Origin of the sequence: Pseudoalteromonas luteoviolacea, from assembly GCF_000814765.1 — a bacterium.
In the GTDB taxonomy this organism is placed as follows: domain Bacteria; phylum Pseudomonadota; class Gammaproteobacteria; order Enterobacterales; family Alteromonadaceae; genus Pseudoalteromonas; species Pseudoalteromonas luteoviolacea_H.
In genome coordinates this window covers 1-19,782 of sequence record NZ_JWIC01000004.1, presented here as the reverse complement: position 1 = coordinate 19,782, position 19,782 = coordinate 1, and the positions used below count along the sequence as shown (strand labels likewise).

Annotated in this window: 16 protein-coding genes and 2 rRNA genes; 5 read left to right on the top strand and 13 right to left on the bottom strand. The window is 42.5% G+C overall.

From position 1 onward, the window contains the following. Positions 1 to 103: 103 nt before the first annotated feature. The 3 genes from JF50_RS03325 to JF50_RS03315 all read right to left on the bottom strand — a co-directional run bounded on the left by JF50_RS03325 (position 104) and on the right by JF50_RS03315 (position 4,081). On the bottom strand, positions 104 to 2,116 hold the full coding sequence (locus tag JF50_RS03325) for an ATP-binding protein (RefSeq protein WP_160290449.1): 2,013 nt from the start codon (positions 2,114 to 2,116) through the stop codon (positions 104 to 106). Positions 2,117 to 2,362: 246 nt separating this feature from the next. Next, entirely contained in the window at positions 2,363 to 2,962 is a 600-nt protein-coding gene (locus tag JF50_RS03320; protein WP_039608097.1) for a response regulator transcription factor, read from the bottom strand. Positions 2,963 to 2,971: 9 nt separating this feature from the next. Continuing rightward, the gene (locus JF50_RS03315) at positions 2,972 to 4,081 is read right to left on the bottom strand and encodes a sensor histidine kinase (protein ID WP_052262120.1); all 1,110 of its coding nucleotides are present in this window, start codon (positions 4,079 to 4,081) and stop codon (positions 2,972 to 2,974) included. A gap of 122 nt (positions 4,082 to 4,203) precedes the next feature. On the opposite strand from JF50_RS03315, the gene JF50_RS03310 reads away from it, so the two are divergent. The 3 genes from JF50_RS03310 (at position 4,204) to JF50_RS03300 (ending at position 7,173) form a co-directional block, all read left to right on the top strand. Beyond that, the gene (locus JF50_RS03310) at positions 4,204 to 5,064 is read left to right on the top strand and encodes a DMT family transporter (protein WP_039608096.1); all 861 of its coding nucleotides are present in this window, start codon (positions 4,204 to 4,206) and stop codon (positions 5,062 to 5,064) included. Further along, complete coding sequence (locus tag JF50_RS03305; protein WP_039608095.1) at positions 5,064 to 5,771, top strand: glycerophosphodiester phosphodiesterase; 708 nt, start codon at positions 5,064 to 5,066, stop codon at positions 5,769 to 5,771. Before JF50_RS03310 ends, JF50_RS03305 begins: the two co-directional genes overlap by 1 nt. A 196-nt stretch (positions 5,772 to 5,967) precedes the next feature. Next, positions 5,968 to 7,173 (top strand): methyl-accepting chemotaxis protein, encoded by a 1,206-nt coding sequence (locus JF50_RS03300; RefSeq protein WP_039608799.1) that lies wholly within the window; start codon positions 5,968 to 5,970, stop codon positions 7,171 to 7,173. Between the two features lie 45 nt (positions 7,174 to 7,218). Here the strand turns inward: JF50_RS03300 and epmA are convergent, their stop codons facing one another. Both epmA and efp read right to left on the bottom strand, forming a co-directional pair. Beyond that, entirely contained in the window at positions 7,219 to 8,193 is a 975-nt protein-coding gene (gene epmA / locus JF50_RS03295; RefSeq protein WP_039608094.1) for an elongation factor P--(R)-beta-lysine ligase, read from the bottom strand. Between the two features lie 86 nt (positions 8,194 to 8,279). Continuing rightward, on the bottom strand, positions 8,280 to 8,846 hold the full coding sequence (gene efp / locus JF50_RS03290; RefSeq protein ID WP_039608093.1) for an elongation factor P: 567 nt from the start codon (positions 8,844 to 8,846) through the stop codon (positions 8,280 to 8,282). A gap of 41 nt (positions 8,847 to 8,887) precedes the next feature. Here efp and epmB point away from each other — a divergent pair, with 41 nt between their 5' ends. Then, complete coding sequence (epmB, locus tag JF50_RS03285; RefSeq protein ID WP_039608092.1) at positions 8,888 to 9,901, top strand: EF-P beta-lysylation protein EpmB; 1,014 nt, start codon at positions 8,888 to 8,890, stop codon at positions 9,899 to 9,901. A gap of 20 nt (positions 9,902 to 9,921) precedes the next feature. Here the strand turns inward: epmB and JF50_RS03280 are convergent, their stop codons facing one another. Beyond that, positions 9,922 to 10,131, bottom strand: coding sequence for a hypothetical protein (locus JF50_RS03280; protein ID WP_039608091.1), 210 nt, complete (start codon positions 10,129 to 10,131; stop codon positions 9,922 to 9,924). 72 nt (positions 10,132 to 10,203) lie between these two features. On the opposite strand from JF50_RS03280, the gene JF50_RS03275 reads away from it, so the two are divergent. Then, positions 10,204 to 10,497: a hypothetical protein gene (locus JF50_RS03275; RefSeq protein ID WP_039608090.1), complete on the top strand. Its 294-nt coding sequence runs from the start codon at positions 10,204 to 10,206 to the stop codon at positions 10,495 to 10,497. A 24-nt stretch (positions 10,498 to 10,521) separates the two neighbouring features. Here the strand turns inward: JF50_RS03275 and JF50_RS03270 are convergent, their stop codons facing one another. The 7 genes from JF50_RS03270 to JF50_RS03240 form a co-directional block, all read right to left on the bottom strand. Next, positions 10,522 to 11,016, bottom strand: a complete 495-nt coding sequence (locus tag JF50_RS03270) for a DUF3016 domain-containing protein (RefSeq protein WP_039608089.1) — start codon at positions 11,014 to 11,016, stop codon at positions 10,522 to 10,524. A 130-nt stretch (positions 11,017 to 11,146) separates the two neighbouring features. Next, positions 11,147 to 14,206, bottom strand: a complete 3,060-nt coding sequence (locus JF50_RS03265; RefSeq protein WP_039608088.1) for an efflux RND transporter permease subunit — start codon at positions 14,204 to 14,206, stop codon at positions 11,147 to 11,149. After that, complete coding sequence (locus JF50_RS03260) at positions 14,203 to 15,276, bottom strand: efflux RND transporter periplasmic adaptor subunit (protein ID WP_052262119.1); 1,074 nt, start codon at positions 15,274 to 15,276, stop codon at positions 14,203 to 14,205. The genes JF50_RS03265 and JF50_RS03260 overlap by 4 nt, the downstream gene beginning before the upstream one ends. A 16-nt stretch (positions 15,277 to 15,292) precedes the next feature. Further along, positions 15,293 to 15,991: a DUF3313 family protein gene (locus tag JF50_RS03255; protein ID WP_039608087.1), complete on the bottom strand. Its 699-nt coding sequence runs from the start codon at positions 15,989 to 15,991 to the stop codon at positions 15,293 to 15,295. Positions 15,992 to 16,321: 330 nt separating this feature from the next. Next, positions 16,322 to 16,933 carry a transcriptional repressor LexA gene (gene lexA, locus JF50_RS03250; RefSeq protein WP_039608086.1) on the bottom strand — a complete coding sequence of 204 codons (612 nt, stop codon included), beginning with the start codon at positions 16,931 to 16,933 and terminating at the stop codon, positions 16,322 to 16,324. Between the two features lie 608 nt (positions 16,934 to 17,541). Beyond that, positions 17,542 to 17,656, bottom strand: a 5S ribosomal RNA gene (rrf, locus tag JF50_RS03245). 181 nt (positions 17,657 to 17,837) lie between these two features. Beyond that, positions 17,838 to 19,782 (bottom strand): 23S ribosomal RNA (locus JF50_RS03240); the annotation flags it as partial.

Genomic DNA, 19,782 nt, shown 5'->3' with positions numbered 1-19,782 from the left:
TGGTTACTGTAATCCAGTGTAATTTCCCTTTTATAACAACATTTGTAAACAAGAACAGGACCCCAAAAGGGTAAATTCACAACCTAATAATTAATCGAATATTTTATTGCAATACTTTTGAGTGATATTCAGATAATTTATATGCACTTTGCTTAGCTAAGCTGTGTAAAGACTGCCAATCAGCTCCTAATGAATCGAACATGGACAGACGTACATCTTGGAGCGCAACATGTAGCATGCTCATCCCAAGTGCACTTGCCTCCTCTTCTAGTTGAATTAACTTCTCCTCCAAAGCTTCAAACGCTTGAATATCAGCTAATCCGCGAAGTTGAGCAAACTCATAGTCTAAACGATCACTTAAATACATTAACTTTGCACTAAGTACTTGCGCACTCATGGTTTCTGCAAGTGCATCGATAACAGCATAATCTAGGATATTTTGCTCATCTAAAAAGTGCTTAGCAGGCATGAGTAATTGGCAAAGCAGTCTCTCTAAGCGTGCTTGTTGAATCGGTTTTGCCATGAAAAACTCAATACCCGCTTCTGTGTAAGCCAACTGAGATTGCTCGTCTACATCCCCTGTAATGGCAACGACTACGGGTGCCTGTTGAAACTGAAATTGCTTGAAAACAGTTTGGTACCACTCAAGCCCGTGGCCATCGGTTAAGTGCATGTCGAGGAAAACAACATCAAATTGCCTGTCTCTGAGCGCCGACTCAGCAGCAGATAAGGTCGCCGCAATCTCATAACTTAGCCCTAACGAGGTCAAAAAGTGCCTCAATATTTCTTGATTAAGCTGATTATCTTCAACAACCAAAATATCACCACATAACTGAACCGCGGTATCATCTTCAGATAAATTTCCTTTTATTGCGTCCTGTTTAGCATTGGATTGAACCAACTCAATATCAAAATAAAAGGAACTACCTAGCCCCACCTTGCTAGAGACATGGAGCTGAGTACCTAACGCTTCCAATATTTGCTGACATAACATCAAACCGACTCCGGCACTTTGCGCAATTGAACGAGCAGGATCGAAAGAGGAAAAAGGTTGAAATAACTGTTCTACCTGATCTTGCGTCATTCCCTCACCAGTGTCTGTCACTTCAAAGCGAATGACGCTGCTTTTGTCACAGCTACTTTGCTGTTTTATGGCAAGCGTAATATCCCCATTTTCAGTATACTTAATCGCATTGGACAGTAAATTTTTGACCACCAGCCCAATGCTATCTTGGTCAACCAAAAACATTTGATCACTTGAAAAGCCCGTTAAGTGAGTGCACAAAGAGATTTCTCTGTCTTGAACTAAAGGCTGGAATTGTATAGTCAGAAGCTCAGCAAATTGCGCCAAGTTTAATGGCACTTGCTTGGAAGACTTTCCTCTTGCGTTAAGTAAGACTTGATTTGCCAAATCTGCCAGTGACATTGCCGTAGAAATGATCACATCGCAATACTGACTATATTTTAATGGCTCTCTCGGGGCTTGCTTAATTAATTCAGCATGGCCAACAATCGCGTTTAAAGGCGTTCTCAATTCATGACTGAGTAGCGTTAGAAAGCGCTCTTTTTTTTGTGATTCTTTTTTTGCTTTTGAGGTGAGTTCGGCCAATTGTTGCTCTTTTCGACAACTACACAATAAGCACAACGAGAAACACAAAATTAAAGGCATCACAATGACAGACAAAGAGAAAAACTGATTCACCCAATTATTGGTTCCCAATGTATCTGTGTGTTCAAAGTTACCTAACATGCCTAACCGCAAAGTAAAAACACTTAGCAAGCATATACACGCAATCGCAAACGTCCAATGTGCTGGAGAAAAAGACACCACGTTCTTATTTTGACCCAAATATAAAGCCCGCAGACAGAGCGCCATAGCCAGCAGCCACACTAAGTAATTAACAACCACTCTGACTAAAAAGCTCGGCTCAACAAACGTAAAATAAACAAAACTTGGGAAAAACACACTTGCCAATATGTACCAGGGAAGATGATAAGTATGAACAGAGAAAAACCTCTCAACTCCCCGGGTTAACATAAACAACCCACAGAGGATAAGGGTGTTTGGCACCATAATAGACCAAATTGGCGACAGTGATAATGAGGCTTGAAACATACATGCGATCGCAGCACAACATACAAAACCAAACCATAAGCGGGTGCCGGGGGTTTGTTTATGTATCAACCAATTGACCATCATAAACACGGCACATACGCAAGTAGTTAACGCCAAAATTTGTAATAAGAGTTTTGGATCGCCCATGAATGAAAAGTTACAATATTTTAATTTATTACTAGTATTATATTACTAATAAAAACCACTAATAAAGGGAAAACTACCATTTATAGGGGCAAAATTAAATTAAAGCCAACCCTTTTGTCTAGCAATACGTGCCGCATCGATACGATTTGTCGCATTTAATTTAGCAATGGCATCTGATAAATAATTTCTCACAGTACCTTCACTCAAGTACAAAGACGCTGCAATTTGCTTCGTTTTCAAGCCCTCACCTGCCAGTCGTAACGCCTTCCTTTCTTTGTCAGATAGCGGGTCACTGTCATTGAGCGCATTCATCGCCAGCTCTGGATCAATGACTTTTTGTCCAACAGAGGCTTTCTTCAATGCATTTATCAAATAGTCACTCGGTGCCTCTTTGAGAATAAACCCCTTCGCATTAGACTCCATTGCACGACGAATATAGCCACTGCGAGAAAATGTCGTCATGATCACAACTTTTACTGTTGGGTATTTTTTTTGTATTTCCTGAGCCAGATCTAGCCCGGTTACCTTAGGCATTTCAATATCACTGAGCACAATATCTGGCGTGTTGTTTACTAAGAACTCAAGTGCTTGTTGACCATCTTCAACTTGGCCTATCACTTCCAATCCAGGTTCCAAACTCAACAATGCCGAAATGGCATTTCTCACTAATGCTTGGTCTTCAACCACTAAAACTTTCATTTCTACTCCTTATTTTGGAAGTTGCGCCACCAGCTTATAACCATCCGATGTCGTCACCTGAATATGGCCGCCTAGCTCTTCAATACGAGACTTAATCCCACGTAATCCATTACCCCAGATAACGGCACCTATTTGCCCATCATCTTCAAAAGTGAGTTGGTGATAATTGCTTTGCTCATTGAGAGATATTTTTATCTCGGTGGCATTACTATGTTTGAGTACATTCGTTACCGCCTCTTTAGCAACAAAGCAAAAGCAACTTTCTTTTTGTGCAGAAATATCTCCACATTCAACCTCTTTGTGAACCTTAACGCCTTTATCCTGTAGGCGAGATGCCATCACATCCAATTGCGCTGTTAGCCCTAACTGCTGCATACCGGATACGGCTTCTCTTACTTCAGATAAGGCAACTCGCGCAAGCTTAGCAACTTCTTGTGCTTCCGTTTCCGCCTTATCCAATAGACCTGCAACAATAAATTTACTGGCCAGCTCTGATTTTAATGAGATAGAGCTGAGTGAATGTCCGAGTAAGTCGTGTAAATCTCTCGCAATCCGTTCTCGCTCAGCAATTTTTGCTAACTGCTGGAGCTGCTCTTTACTTTTTCGTGTTTCGTCGTTATGGATCCTATCTTTATATTCAACAAAGCCAAAACTGAATAGCCCCAAAGAGACGACCAATGCAGGCCCGAGAAAGTATGCCCAGTCATTCATGGGAATAAATAATAAAGTCACTACGGCAATAGATAACACCAGAAAAAAAAACATTAACCAACGAGCAAAGCCCAGAAAACAAAACCCGATAAAATATGCAATATAACCAAATAACGTACTCGTGCCAGGTGTCAACTGAGTTGCCAATATGCAGATCAATACCATGATGATAATGAAGGGAAGTACTTTACTCGATGGCGATTTCAGTGCTTTGCAGTAAATAAGTGCAAATACAACATAAGCGATTACCTCATATGCGATTTCAGCACGGGTATGTATATTCCAACTTCGATACAGTGGGAAAAAATAAAATACTGAAAAAAATAAATGACCATAGTTGCCCAAAAAATGCCTACTTGGTCTCGCAATATGCATTGAATGTGTAAAATGCCCGACACTTAAATTCATCACTGTTACTTTTCTAAGGTATATAGAATGTTATTTTTAATTTAACATGCTCTTGCTGAATCACTCAGTGACAGTTGTCACTTAATTCAAATAAATTTAGCAAACAATAAAAGATAAAAACTATGCAGCAACATCAATCGGCACTTATAAACTTACACCTCGCGGTTTTTCTATTTGGCGGCACCGCCCTTTTCTCTAAGCTCATCGCGCTCCCTGCGCTTGATATAACTGTTTATCGCACCGCTATCGCATTTATCGCGTTAACGCTCATTCTCAAAATGCAAAACAAACATCTTAAGCTTAATCAGCGCAAAGACTATTTTATTGTTATCGGGTTAGGCATCATTATTGGTATTCACTGGGTGACCTATTTTGCCGCGATGCAAATGGCGGGCATTGCCACAGGCATCATTGCTTTTTTTACCTATCCCGTGATCACTGTTTTACTAGAGCCGCTGTTTAGCAAAACACGTCTGAAGCTTGCCGACTTGTTGATTGCTACCATGGTGATTTTTGGTATTTATTTAATGATGCCTAATACTGATTTAGGCGACCAAGTGACCTTCGGTATTTTAACTGGCGTGCTGTCTGGTGCATTTTTTGCCATGCGTAACCTGCTACAAAAAAAGTACTTTTCACAATATGGCGGCCCCCATACGATGCTTTATCAAACTTTAACCGCCGCGGTTGTTTTGTCTATGTTTGTTGACGCCCCGCCAACAAGCTTACCATTACAAGACATCTACTACTTGCTCCTAGCTGGCGTAGTATTCACAGCCATTCCTCACTCATTATTTGCCAGCAGCTTACGCTATTTGAGCGCAACCACAACTGGACTAATTTCATGCTTGCAGCCCTTGTATGGCATTGTATTGGCTTATATGCTGTTATCTGAGACAACCAGTATGACAACACTTATTGGCGGTATCTTAGTAGTCAGTGCCGCTTTTTATGAAACTTGGTCAATAACAAGGAATAAATGATGATCCAAGTATTTGCACACCGCGGTGCCAGCGGCATGTATCCCGAAAACTCGCTAAGTGCAATTAGCGCAGCTTTAGAGGTGGGTGTACATGGTATAGAACTTGATGTACAAAGCTGCCATGATGATTATGCCATCATTCATGATACATGGTTGGACCGAACAACGAATGGAAAAGGCATGGTCAGGCATGCGTCGAGATCAGAATTAAACAAACTGGATGCAGGCAATGGTGAAGGGATCCCAACACTGCAAGAAGTATTCAATTTAATCGGTAAGCAAGCGGATATTAACCTCGAATTAAAACACACATACAGCTTAGATAAGTTTGTCCATTACATTGAAAAAAATGTACAAGAAGATGTCTTTGAGCGATCACAACTCATCCTATCTTCATTTGATCACCACCAGCTAGTTTGGCTAAAACAAAAACTACCTTGGGTCAAAATTGGGGCGTTAACGGCCTCAATCCCACTTAACTATGCTGAATTTGCACAACGCCTTCACGCCTATAGCATTCATGTCGACAAAAATTTCATTAACCATGAATTTGTTAACGATGCAAAGCAAAGAGGGTTAAAGGTTTATACTTACACTGTGGATAAACAACAGGACCTAGAGCAAGTGCTTGAGATGGGTGTAGATGGGATATTTAGCAATTATCCGTGTCATGCAAAAATGGTCATCAATAAATGGCAAAACAAGTAACTTTTCCAGCCATTTTTGAATAAGGCTCGCTATTTTACAAAAAATAGCGTTTAGTTGGGAAACCAACGCTTACAAGCTTAAATAATTCCACTAAATGGTATACTTTAATAAGACTGATCGTAAATTTCTGGCCAGAACGATGGATTGAGTCAGTATTTACCCAATTGGCGAGTGATAGCCTATGACGAGTTTGTACATGCGGATATATAATTTAATTGAAGAGTCTTTGTTTTATACATTAACCCGAAAAATTTTCGGTAACCTTGGGTTTTTATTTGTATTTCAACTGCTCACTTTAGGCTGGCTCTATTCATATTTGAGTGACTCTGGTAGCAAATTTGGTGGTTTTTGGCTACTCGCATTCGCATCTGTTGCGGCTTTCATATTCACCTTCTTTTACATGCGCTTTTTGATCGTACGTCCAGTGCAAGCTATGCGAGACAGGTTAGAGCAAATAAATCGTCAGGATGGAGATTTATCGGCGCAGCTTCCTCAATTTACTTATGATGAATTTAGAGATCTCAGTGCACAGTACAATACTTTTACCGCTCACCTAGGTGAACTGTTGGGGAATACCTATAAAAGCGCTGAAGCCGCCACAGCGAGCAACCAGCAAGTGACCTACTCCATGACCAACACGGTATCCGTGGGTGCACAGCAAATTAACCAAGGCGACACCATTATCGCAGCCAGCGATCAGGTAACACACAGCCTGCAAAGTATTGTCAGTAATACCGACCAAGTTTATCAAGCCAACACAGAGAGCTTGCACTTTGTTAGAGGCTCATCGCAGTCTTTATTGACGCTGGTTAGTGAAGTGCAGCAGATCACGTCATTACTGGGGAACTTCTCAACCACGGTCGCTGGACTCAAAGAAAATAGCGACAATATCCGTAATATCCTCAAAATGGTTGAAGAGTTTTCTGACCAAACAAACTTACTTGCGTTGAATGCTGCAATTGAGGCTGCGCGTGCCGGTGAAGCAGGTCGCGGATTTGCGGTCGTCGCCGATGAAGTAAGAAACTTATCGGTTAAAGTGAATGATGCCACAAGGCAGATCAGCGACTTTATCAACCAAATGGATCACCTTGTCAGTGAAACACATCAGGAGTCTGAACAACTGATCTCTCATTCAAGCGGTGCAGAAAAAGCCATTAGCGAAACTTCTCAAGGTTTTGCTAATATGAGTGAGGACTTTGAGCGCAACCAGTCACAGCTAGAAGAAATTGTCAGTGCCGTACATCAGCTGGAAGAAACACAAAACCACACTCACCAAGCTGTGCAGCAAATTGTCCAATTGGGTCAATCAGCAAAAGAGCAGTTAGATACTGCACTCAGTGACTGTCAACATGCCCACCAGCTTACAGCCACCACACAAAAAGAGTTGCAGCGATTTGTTTAATAAAAAAGCTCAGCAAATGCTGAGCTTTTTTGTATCCACCGTACTTTAGGCACGTTCAATATCAAAGGCAATCACTTCCTTTATCTCGCGCTTGTCTGTGGCCAGCATCACCAAGCGGTCAATGCCCAAAGCAACCCCTGCACAATTCGGCAAGCCTTGACCTAGTGCGGCTAAAAAACGCATATCTTTATCTACGGTAGGCAAATTCATTTGCTGGCGCTGCAAGTTATCTTCATCAAAGCGCTTACTCTGCTCCTCAGCATCAGTCAATTCATTGAAGCCGTTAGCCAGTTCCATCCCTTTGTAGTACAGCTCAAAACGCCCCGCTACTCGCTTATCTTGTTCATTTAATTTAGCCAGTGCAGCTTGTGATGCAGGAAAGTGGTAAACAAAACAAGGAATATCTTGTCCAATCTGAGGTTCAATTTCCATGCAAAATAGCAGCTGCAACAAAGGGTCAATAGTCGTTTCTTGGTCAGCAATGTCTTGATAGCCATACTCTGCACAGACTGCTTTCAATGACTCCAACTCTATTGTTAACGGATCGATGGACAAATATTGCTGAAATGCCGCTTGGTAACTTATTCTTTGTGCTTTATCACAAGATAAAATGCACTGCATAAGCGCATCAATTTCATCCATCAATAAATGCTCATCAAACCCTGGGCGGTACCACTCGAGCATGGTAAATTCTGGGTTATGATGACGGCCGGACTCTTCGTTTCGAAACGCTTTGCTAATTTGATAAATCGCACCGCTACCCGCTGCAAGTAAGCGTTTCATCGCAAACTCGGGGGAGGTCTGTAAATACAGAGGCAAACCTTGAGCATAGCTCGGCCCAACAAACTGCGTTGAGAATGTCGCCAAATGAACATCCGTCACTGACGCCTGACTTAAACTCGGCGTTTCCACTTCATAGACATCACGCTCAGCAAAAAATGAACGGATACTTGCCAGTACTGCTGCACGCTGTTTAAGGGTTTCAATTTGCGCACTCGGCGCCCACTTCACCTCATTCATGGGTTACCTCAGATAATATTGATAACGACAAAAAAAATCTCGACCGAAGCCGAGATTTTCTTACGTCAAAGTGATTAAGTAAATAATTACTTAACGCGGCTCACGTATTCGCCAGTACGCGTATCAACTTTGATCACTTCACCAATTTGTACAAACAGTGGTACACGTACAACCGCACCGGTTGTTAGTGTCGCTGGCTTACCACCAGTACCCGCTGTGTCACCTTTTAGACCAGGATCTGTATCTGTGATCTCTAGCTCAACAAAGTTTGGTGGTGTTACTGCAATCGGGTTGCCGTTCCACAGTGTGATTGTACAAACGTCGTTTTCAACTAACCACTTTACATTGTCACCCAATGCTTTTTCGTCCGCTGCGATTTGCTCAAATGTGTCGTTGTTCATGAAGTGCCAGAACTCGCCATCTGTATAAAGATAAGCTAGATCTGTTTCCATCACGTCTGCGCCTTCCACAGAGTCGCCAGATTTAAACGTTTTTTCTAATACTTTTCCTGAGATCAACTTACGGATCTTAACGCGGTTGAAAGCTTGGCCTTTACCTGGTTTAACCATTTCGTTTTCTAGGATCGTACAAGGCTCGCCATCAATCATAATTTTTAGGCCGCCCTTGAACTCGTTGGTGCTATAATTCGCCATCGTATCCTCTAATCATCGTATTTCGAGTAATAAACCTGCTAATGATACAAATAAATGAAGTAAATTTGCATAGTAACTGGCAAAAAGAATTGGCAAATGTCGTTACTTGCCCAGATACACTACTCAAAATGTTGGGTTTGGAGACCCATTTCAATGCAAAAGACCTTGCTGCGAAGCGACTTTTCCCTGTTCGTGTGCCAAGACCCTTTATTGCCAAAATGCGCTACGGTGATCCCAGCGATCCCTTGTTATTGCAAGTGATGCCGCTGCATCAGGAGTTTATTGCAGCTTCAGGATTTAACAAAGACCCGCTAGAGGAGCAAGATGCACCTGTACCAGGCCTTTTGCATAAATACCAATCTCGAGTGCTGTTAATGCTGAAAACAGGATGCGCAGTAAACTGCAGATATTGCTTTAGACGTCATTTCCCCTATCAAGATAACCAAATTAATAAGCGGGCGCTTGCACCGATATTTGAGTACCTGGTTGAACATCCTGAAATTAATGAAGTGATATTAAGCGGTGGCGATCCACTGATGGCCAAAGATGACATGATCAGTTGGCTATTAGATGAATTAGAAGCATTGCCCCAGATAAAACGTATTAGGATCCACAGTCGCTTACCCGTGGTTATTCCTGCAAGGGTGACCGATGCACTGTGTAATCGATTAGCAAACAGCCGTCTCAAAGCTATTTTGGTTAATCACATTAATCACCCAAATGAAATAGACGATGATTTTAAGGCTGCGATGAGTAAGCTTAAACAGGCCGGTGTCACATTGCTAAATCAATCGGTACTGCTCAAAGGGATCAACGATTGTGCTCAAACATTATCAGCGCTGAGCGAAGCCTTATTTGACAGTGATATATTGCCTTATTACCTACATTTACTCGATAAAGTTGAAGGTGCCAGCCACTTTGACATAAACGAATCAGAGGCGATTGATTTGGTTGCACACATGCTAGAAACATTACCAGGGTTTTTAGTGCCCAAGCTAGTGAGAGAAATCGGCGGCAAACAAAGTAAGACGCCGATTGATTTGCATTTAAATTAAAATGCGAACATCAACGTATATTAAGCATATACGTTGATGTTGTTGCCCAAGGTTGCCGTTACTGACTTAGCTGGAGTTTGCGCTGCCGCAGTACTCCCTGCCGATTCAATTAACGCGAGGGCTGCTCGTCCATCTGCCTGCTGTTGCTTTTTCGCCAGAGAAGCACTGTATACTTCGCCACCTGGACCAGCGCCAGACATAGCAGGAAGGTTACTTCCGGAAATATTCATAGGTATTCACCTGACAAGTTTGATGGATCCGAGTAAAATATCGGCCGATTTATCCAACACTTTAGGAAAAACATGCAAGCAATCATCGAAAAACTTAACGAAAATTTAAAAGTTGTTTATCGTCAAGCACTTGATGCAGATAAAAAATTAGATGAATTACAGCAGCAAGGGCATGGAAAATTCACATCACTGTTCACTAAAGATGCTGGATTTGGTTTTGAAGCTAAACGTTTTAAACCTTATGTGCTTGATGTAGCAGCAGATGTCGATGCCTTAAGTCAATCAGAACAATTAGATGAAGATAAACTGAAGAAAACCGTATTTAAGCTTCAGCAGTTACTGCAATTGCTGGCAACATTCAAATAAAAAAGAGCGCTGACGCGCTCTTTTTTATTTACTCTTTGATGTGATTACCGGGGCAACCTCATCTTCAAACCAATCGCTTAATAACCGTTTATCATAATAAAACTCAGTATCTCTCCCGAATTTTATCCGATCCATAAAGCCCATATCTTTTAATACTTTAGATTGAGATTCTACAATTACATTACCCGCCTTATCAGTCACGTTGTAGGCAATTTTTAAACGTGGAAAATAAATAGGTTTAATGATCCGAATATCATTCATGTTAAATCTAACATCACCTGCTAAATCAACGTCTTCAAACGTCAGCGCTAACGTATAGCCTTCTGGCATCTCTGACGCCAACTTACTCAAGTGGGCATCAAATTGTTTTGCAATACGCTTGTGATATCCGCCACGAGTTTCTTTTGCAGGGAACACATCTCTATACTCTTTAAAGTCTAGCCATGTCACCTTAGCTTCTCCAGCACTGGCCATCATTGGCATGAAAAGTGCCACAATTGCATATTTGAAAAGTTTCATCGTTTACTCCTCTGGTTAGCCTGTGTGTTCATATTCTGCTCACTACGCTGAACGAAAACTTAAGGGTTACATTCATTAACAGGCTTTTACCGGCGTTCACCTTTTAAACTGAATGAACGCCATATCACTACTAGTTTTGAACCTTTATTCTATAAAATAACGCATAGAGCACAGGCACAATACCAAGTGTGAGTAGGGTAGAAAATAGCAAGCCACCCATGATCCCAAGTGCCATCGGTTCCCACATTTCTCCGCCACCCAAGTACAATGGGATTAGACCAAATACAGTCGTCGCGGTTGTTAACAAAATCGGCCGCATACGCTGCTGTGCAGCGGAAATGATCCCTTCCACAGGGTTATTTGGCGTATTCTCGAGCTCAATTTTGATCCGCTCCAATAATACAATCGCATTGTTTATCACTATACCCGCTAATGAAATGATACCGAGTAAAGTCATAAAACCAAAAAATGATTGTCCTACTAGTAGACCCAAGATCACGCCAATAAATCCCAATGGAATTGTAGTCAGGACAATAATTGACTTACGGATCGAGTTAAATTGACCTATCAGCAAGATAACGATAATAAATACCGCTATCGGCATTTTATCTGCTATTGACTGATTGGCTTTACCAGAAGATTCAGCCTCTCCCCCTAATTCATATGAATATCCAAATGGCCAGTTTTGCTTTTGCTCTTCCAACCAAGGCACTAATGCCGCAAATCCTTCATTTGCCGTAATGCCATCTAGCTGTGCCCCCACTGCAACGGTTTTTAAACGGTCGCGTCGTAAGATTTGAGCGCTTTCCCATACCACTTCTATATCTGCTACCTGCTTTAACGGAACCGATGCACCAGTTGCTTGTGAGTAAACCATCATAGCTTCTAATTTGCCAATATCATCTCTATCAGCAGCCACAGAACGTAAGGTAACCGGGATTAACTCATTGCCTTCACGGTATTGTGTGAGCTCCAAACCACTAAAACCAGTTTGTAATGAACTTGCGATATCTTTACTCGATACTCCCACACGTCGTGCGCGGGTTTGATTTATTTTGATCTGTACCTTTTTGCTTGGTAAACCCCAATCATCGCTGATTGCTTTGAGCCCCTGAGTCGCCGCCATTTGCGCTTTTAACTGATCGACAATCGCCATCAAGGTACCTTGATCGTCACCAGAGAGTCGGATCTCTACTGGGTTAGCTATCGGTGCACCATTTTCAATTTTTCTTTGCTTTATCAATAAGTCTGGGTGTCTACTCAATGCATACTGCTCAATATCAAGCATCAAATCATCAATCAATTGATAAGACGTAGTACTGACGATCATCAACGCATAATTTGAACTCGTTGGCTCTGGCGTATGAGTTAATAAAAACCTTGGGCCACCATTACCGACATAGCTTACCCACTGCGTGACGCCCTCAGAACGTTCACTAGAAACCAATAGCTCATTTTGGATATAGGCTTCCATGTCTTTCACTAAAGCTTCGGTAGTTTCAAGTCGAGTACCGATAGGTAGCTCTAACTCTACTTTAAAATAGTCACGGTCCGATGGTGGAAAAAACAATTTCGGAATTAACTGCATGCCTTGCAGGGCAATAAAAAATGCAGCCACACATGCCATCAGCGTGATCCAACGGTGGCGTATCATAGTGGTTAAAAGGTTTTTATACGTTAAATAAACGCCCGTGTTGTAATCAGCTGCTTGTGATTTCACACGTGTAAAATACACACATAACATTGGGATCATGGTCATTGCCAATAACCAAGAGCATAACAGCGTGATAGTCACCACTTTAAACAGCGAAGCCGTGTATTCACCAGTCGATGATTCAGCCAAAAAGATAGGTAAAAAAGCAGCGCCAGTGGTCAATGAAGACACTAACAAGGGAACCTTTAATTCATCCGCCGAGTCAACCGCAGCATCTATCGCAGCCTTGCCGCGCTCCATTTGTACCATGATGTTTTCAGACATCACAATGCCATTATCCACTAACATCCCAAGCGCGATAATGAGTGCAGCTAATGATATTTGGTCAATGCTGATATGGAAAAATGACATCACCAAAATACCAAACACCATGCTCATTGGGATAAGGCTAGCAACAATAAGGCCCGTTCTTAGCCCTAAAGTGAATAACATCACTAAGGTGACGACCAATACCGCTTGCAAAAGGTTTGAAACAAAGTCACTGACTTTTTGCTCTACTTCTTTGGGTAAGAAAGAGAGCAACTTAAATTCAACCCCAATAGGATAAACACTCTCTAAATAGTTCAGCGTTTCTAACACTTGCTCGCCCAGAGCAATATTATTGCCGCCTTGACGCATTGAGATAGCTATCGTCAGGCCTTCATCTAAACCAACCCGCACTTTAGACTTGGCAGGGTCAACATAATCACGATAGACAACTGCAATGTCTGAAAGTAGCAATACCTGTTCACTACCAGGTACATTGATGATGGTATTGGCAATGTCTTCTACCGACTCAAAATTGCCACTCGGTTCAAGCGCGAGGGTCTCATCATTAATATAAATCGAACCACCAGGGTTCACTATATTACGTGATGCCAGTTGTTCCTTCAGCTGATTAGGTGAAATACCAAGGGCACCAAGCCGCGCATTTTCAAATTCAATAAATACACGCTGCTCTTGGTTACCATAAATTTCAACTTTTGCAGCCTCAGGTAAGCGTAGCAAAGTATCTCTCACCTGCTCAGCCACATCTTCCAATTCACGGTAGGTATAGCCTTCTGCAGTTAGCCCAATAACAATACCAAACACATCCCCAAACTCATCGTTTACAATGGGAGTCTGCGCATCACTGGGTAAATCCTTCTCAATACTTTGGATCTTACGCCGTAAGTTATCCCAGATAGGACGCATATTCTTATAGCTTTCTTTGATATTGACGCTAACGATAGATACACCTGTTTTAGAGGTGCTACTGACAAAATCCAATTCAGGGATCTGCTGTACTACTTTTTCGATTTGATCAGTGACAAGCTCCTCTACTCGCTGCGGGCTTGCCCCGGGAAAGTAGGTAACCACTTGCGCAGTTCTGATAATAAAACCAGGATCATAATCTTTTGGCATTTTATTGAACGAAATAATCCCAAAAAACAACAATGCCGCTATTAGTACCCAAGTTGTCCGATTATTTTCTAATGCAAGTCTGGTTATATTCACTGTGCCCCCTTGTTAAATTTTACAAGTTGGCCTTCGCTCACTTTACTCATGCCGGCAGTCACAATATAAGCACCTTCAGAGACACCACTGATCACTGGGAAGCCTAAGGTCGACACCTCACCAATCACAACCGGGTTTTTCTTAATTTTTCCCTTACCTGCTCCAGCAGACTCCACTGTCCACACAAAATTACCGGATGCATCTTTAAGCACCGTTTTTATTGGTAAGTAGAGACCGCTTTTATTCACATCAGCGCCTTTGGCAAGTACTTTAGCTGTCATGCCCGGTAAGATGTTGTAACCCTCGGGGCGCGTCATGCTGAGAGTAACCTCATAGGCTTTCGTTACCTCATCCGCTTGTGTACTCACTTCAACAAAGTCTAATGGAAATGTTTTATCAGGGATCCCTGAAAACTCTGCAATAATGTGTTTAGGCGCATCTTTTGAGACTTTAATCATTAAACTCTCTGGCACATTAACTTTAAGTGTTACATGCTTGATATCTTGCAATGTCGCAATAACTTGCTTAGCTTGCACCTCTTCAAAACGCTCTATGTACGTACGCGCAACAACTCCTGAAAATGATGCTTTCAAGCTCGTGTATGATAAGTTGTTTTTCGCATTTGCCAGTTTACTTTTTGCACTGGTAAAATGGGACTGAAGTTGATCATAGTCAGATTGCGAAATCGTACCCGATTTAATGAGCTGTTTAGCTCGGCTAAAATCAGCCTGCGCCTTGTTATAATTGGCCTGCGCTTCATCTAAAGACAATTTATATTCTGTTGCGTCTAACTTAGCAATAACATCACCAAGTTGAATTTCTTGCCCCTGCTTTACCAGCAGCTCTGTCACTTCACCCGGTACTTTAAATGATAGATCCGCCGAAGAAGCAGCATCAACTACCGCAGGAAATTCCACTAAAGGGCCATCAACTTGTGAAGACAGCAATAGTGTCCTCACTGGACGAAGCTGCTCTGATTGCTCTTGCTCTGATTTTTGCTCTGAACAACCAATTAATGCCAAGCAAAATACCGCCATAACACCTAGCTGCTTGCCTTTTATTATCTTCATAAAAGCTCCTTTAGTTTTACCGAACATTGCGATGTTTAGTCATCGCAGTAACAAAATTATTTATCCAAACGTCAAGTACGACCTTAACCGTTTCAACATTCTCAGTACCATCCGCTTTTAGTACCGCATCTAATTCTTTGTGTGCCGTCATCATTACTACAGGGTTTTGACTGCTCCCCAAATAAAATGCCGACTCAAGAGAAACATGAGTGAGTGCCTCTGTTTGCTCTGTTGCAGCTAAGTAAGCTGTTTTACCCGCGTTGTACACTAACCGAATAGGGACAAAATCTCTTACCTGCAATGAAGTCGGTTCAAATTGCACATCTGTAAAAGCGCCTTCAATGGTGAGCACAGTTTCATCTGCACTTACAGGCTTTGTAGTGACAACTTTATAATAAGGACTCAACTTGTCTTGCATTTGCGACTGCATGTAATGACTTAACTTAGCAACATGCTGAGGGTTAATATTTAAAAACTCAGATTCAGAAGCGTTAATCCACACTTCAAATTGGGGTATATAAAGCACCTTAATTTTACTTAACGCTTCACGGTTAAATGTGCTGTCGACGAATAAATTGGTGTCTTCATAATCATCAGAAGGGAGGAGTATGTCGTAATTAGGTAAAAAACCTGAGCGTGTATTGTTTGAACTTGATGCACAGGCAGATACAATGCATACCAAAACCACAATTAATACTACTTTAAACCAAGTCATAGGCTGCTCCATATTCTAGTCATTTCCAGTGTTTTTAACACAATCACAAGCAAGCCTCTGATCTCTTTTGAAATCAAATGTAACTTGTGGATACAAATAAATTGTTAGTTCTTTAATTTAAGACGACTAGCTCTGACCGCGAATCAAGAATTTAGTGCAAAATAATTTTTATTTTTGCTTAACAAGCACGTATTCCAAAGCTGATGTTATATTTATGTAACGTAAGTATATGATATGAAAGTATAGCTTAAAAGAGGTCTGTTAATTTATAAAAAGAGGTTTTGGGGAAAGAAGCTGAAATGCAAGATCTCAGCTTACATAAGCAAAACGTTACAAGTTACCGCGAATAACACCCACAGCAAGGCCTTCAATATTAAATACCTCTTGCTCTAGATCGACTTCAATCGGTGAGAAGTCTTCATTTTCCGCATGCAAAAATACTTTTTTACCGACTTTTTCGAATCGTTTAACGGTTACGTCTTCCTCAACTCGAGCAACAACAACTTGCCCGTTGTTGGCAACTTGAGTTCTATGAACAGCGAGTAAGTCCCCATCCATTATGCCAATGTTTTTCATACTCATACCATTGACGCGGAGTAAGTAATCTGCAGAAGGCTGAAACATTCCAGGATCTACTTGACAGTGATTTTCAATATGCTCTTGTGCCAAGATAGGCTCACCAGCAGCAACGCGACCGACTAACGGTAATCCAAGCTGCTCTGGCTCATCGGCTTCAACCAAACGAATGCCACGACTCGCACCTGGTACCATTTCAATAACTCCTTTTTTAGCCAGCGCTTTCAAATGCTCTTCTGCAGCATTAGCACTACGAAAACCTAAAGATTCCGCAATTTCTGCTCGAGTCGGCGGCATACCGGTGTCTTTAATAAAGACTTTAATCAGTTCGAATACTTGTTCTTGGCGTTTAGTTAAAGGTCGCATATAACTGGTTTTCCATACAGTGCATTTACTGTGAGTATATACAGTTAAAATTAAATCGCAATGCTAAACGCTGAATACTTAAGCCAAATGAAGATCGATTATGATAATAGCAATTGATGGGCCACGTCATTTATGCTTGCGAGACTATATGTAGTGAACATAAAGCGAGTATAAAATTAAAGTAAAGAAGCGGCAGATGATAGCTTACAAAATTGATCGTAATAAAAGACTAAATGTCGTCATAAACTCAAGACTATAACAAGTTTTTATAATGGCAGTAGATACATTTTATTTTTATTAAGGCATTAAGGGGTATAAAAGGTTAACAACAACGAACGCAGTGAGTACGCTCTTTTTGCGTAAGGTGATTAACGTGCAAAATGTAACGATAACGAGCGAAGCGAGTACGTTCAATTTGCGCAAGGTGAAATAAGCTAGTTTAGCTGTTGCTGAGGAAATCTTGAGTTTGCCTTGTCGGCGGTGAAGGATGCTCCCTTCACCTTGCGCTAATTCGTCTCTTTATCAATGTGCATGACCTCTGCAACATTCGAGACGATTTAGCACGAAAAAAGCCCGACTCTTTCGAATCGGGCTTTCTTTTATTTGGCGCTTGGCAATGTCCTACTTTCACATGGGAAACCCCACACTATCATCGGCGCTATTTCGTTTCACTACTGAGTTCGGCATGGGATCAGGTGGTTCCAAAATGCTATGGTTACCAAGCAAATTCTTTTCGTGCAAATGGCTAATGACGTCTTTTTTGTCATTTCATTTGCGCAAGGTGAATTGATTTCTCATAAGAGCTTATCTAGTCACAATGCTTAAATTCGGAGAGCGTAATTAAATTCTTATCGTCTACTTATATTCTTAACTTCTAACAAGCTTAAAACCACTTTGGCGTTGTATGGTTAAGCCTCACGGGTAATTAGTACGAGTTAGCTCAATGCCTCACAGCACTTCCACATCTCGCCTATCAACGTTGTAGTCTTCAACGGCCCTTCAGTTAACTTAAAGTTAAAGTGAGAACTCATCTCGAGGCTCGCTTCCCGCTTAGATGCTTTCAGCGGTTATCGATTCCGAACGTAGCTACCGGGCAATGCTATTGGCATAACAACCCGAACACCAGCGGTTCGTCCACTCCGGTCCTCTCGTACTAGGAGCAGCCCCTCTCAATTCTCAAACGCCCACGGCAGATAGGGACCGAACTGTCTCACGACGTTCTAAACCCAGCTCGCGTACCACTTTAAATGGCGAACAGCCATACCCTTGGGACCGACTTCAGCCCCAGGATGTGATGAGCCGACATCGAGGTGCCAAACACCGCCGTCGATATGAACTCTTGGGCGGTATCAGCCTGTTATCCCCGGAGTACCTTTTATCCGTTGAGCGATGGCCCTTCCATTCAGAACCACCGGATCACTATGACCTACTTTCGTACCTGCTCGACGTGTCTGTCTCGCAGTTAAGCTGGCTTCTACCATTACACTAACCGTACGATGTCCGACCGTACTTAGCCAACCTTCGTGCTCCTCCGTTACTCTTTGGGAGGAGACCGCCCCAGTCAAACTACCCACCAGGCACTGTCCTCAACCCCGATTAGGGGCCTAAGTTAGAACATCAACACTACAAGGGTGGTATTTCAAGGACGGCTCCACACAATCTAGCGACTGTGCTTCAAAGCCTCCCACCTATCCTACACATGTAGGGTCAATGTTCAGTGCCAAGCTGTAGTAAAGGTTCACGGGGTCTTTCCGTCTAGCCGCGGGTACACAGCATCTTCACTGCGATTTCAATTTCACTGAGTCTCGGGTGGAGACAGCGTGGCCATGGTTACACCATTCGTGCAGGTCGGAACTTACCCGACAAGGAATTTCGCTACCTTAGGACCGTTATAGTTACGGCCGCCGTTTACCGGGGCTTCGATCAAGAGCTTCGACAAACGTCTAACCCCATCAATTAACCTTCCGGCACCGGGCAGGTGTCACACCGTATACGTCATCTTACGATTTTGCACAGTGCTGTGTTTTTAATAAACAGTCCCAGCCACCTGGTCACTGCGGCTCTCGTTTGCTTACGGAGTAAATCCTTCACAAACAAGAGCGTACCTTCTCCCGAAGTTACGGTACAATTTTGCCTAGTTCCTTCACCCGAGTTCTCTCAAGCGCCTTAGTATTCTCTACCTGACCACCTGTGTCGGTTTAGGGTACGATTCGATATAAACTGAAGCTTAGAGGCTTTTCCTGGAAGTAGGGCATCAACAACTTCACTACCGTAGTAGCTCGTCTCGACTCTCAGCCTTAGCGACCCGGATTTTCCTAAGTCACCAGCCTACAGCCTTTCACATGGACAACCAACGCCATGCTTGCCTAGCCTGCTCCGTCCCCCCATCGCATTTATACCAAGTACGGGAATATTAACCCGTTTCCCATCGACTACGCTCTTCAGCCTCGCCTTAGGGGTCGACTCACCCTACCCTGATTAACATGGGATAGGAACCCTTGGTCTTCCGGCGTGCGGGTTTTTCCACCCGCATTATCGTTACTCATGTCAGCATTCGCACTTCTGATACGTCCAGCAAACCTTACAGTTCACCTTCAGCCGCTTACAGAACGCTCCCCTACCCCGCGAACAAAGTTCGCAGCCGTAGCTTCGGTGGTATGTTTAGCCCCGTTACATCTTCCGCGCAGGCCGACTCGACTAGTGAGCTATTACGCTTTCTTTAAAGGATGGCTGCTTCTAAGCCAACCTCCTAGCTGTTTTAGCCTTCCCACATCGTTTCCCACTTAACATACACTTTGGGACCTTAGCTGACGGTCTGGGTTGTTTCCCTCTCCACGATGGACGTTAGC

Coding starts and splice junctions, on each gene's coding strand:
- JF50_RS03325 (WP_160290449.1), bottom strand. CDS start 2,116: ATGTTTCAAGCCTCATTATCACTGTCGCCAATTTGGTCTATTATGGTG.
- JF50_RS03320 (WP_039608097.1), bottom strand. CDS start 2,962: ATGAAAGTTTTAGTGGTTGAAGACCAAGCATTAGTGAGAAATGCCATT.
- JF50_RS03315 (WP_052262120.1), bottom strand. CDS start 4,081: ATGAATTTAAGTGTCGGGCATTTTACACATTCAATGCATATTGCGAGA.
- JF50_RS03310 (WP_039608096.1), top strand. CDS start 4,204: ATGCAGCAACATCAATCGGCACTTATAAACTTACACCTCGCGGTTTTT.
- JF50_RS03305 (WP_039608095.1), top strand. CDS start 5,064: ATGATCCAAGTATTTGCACACCGCGGTGCCAGCGGCATGTATCCCGAA.
- JF50_RS03300 (WP_039608799.1), top strand. CDS start 5,968: ATGCGGATATATAATTTAATTGAAGAGTCTTTGTTTTATACATTAACC.
- epmA (WP_039608094.1), bottom strand. CDS start 8,193: ATGAATGAGGTGAAGTGGGCGCCGAGTGCGCAAATTGAAACCCTTAAA.
- efp (WP_039608093.1), bottom strand. CDS start 8,846: ATGGCGAATTATAGCACCAACGAGTTCAAGGGCGGCCTAAAAATTATG.
- epmB (WP_039608092.1), top strand. CDS start 8,888: ATGATACAAATAAATGAAGTAAATTTGCATAGTAACTGGCAAAAAGAA.
- JF50_RS03280 (WP_039608091.1), bottom strand. CDS start 10,131: ATGAATATTTCCGGAAGTAACCTTCCTGCTATGTCTGGCGCTGGTCCA.
- JF50_RS03275 (WP_039608090.1), top strand. CDS start 10,204: ATGCAAGCAATCATCGAAAAACTTAACGAAAATTTAAAAGTTGTTTAT.
- JF50_RS03270 (WP_039608089.1), bottom strand. CDS start 11,016: ATGAAACTTTTCAAATATGCAATTGTGGCACTTTTCATGCCAATGATG.
- JF50_RS03260 (WP_052262119.1), bottom strand. CDS start 15,276: ATGAAGATAATAAAAGGCAAGCAGCTAGGTGTTATGGCGGTATTTTGC.
- JF50_RS03255 (WP_039608087.1), bottom strand. CDS start 15,991: ATGACTTGGTTTAAAGTAGTATTAATTGTGGTTTTGGTATGCATTGTA.
- lexA (WP_039608086.1), bottom strand. CDS start 16,933: ATGCGACCTTTAACTAAACGCCAAGAACAAGTATTCGAACTGATTAAA.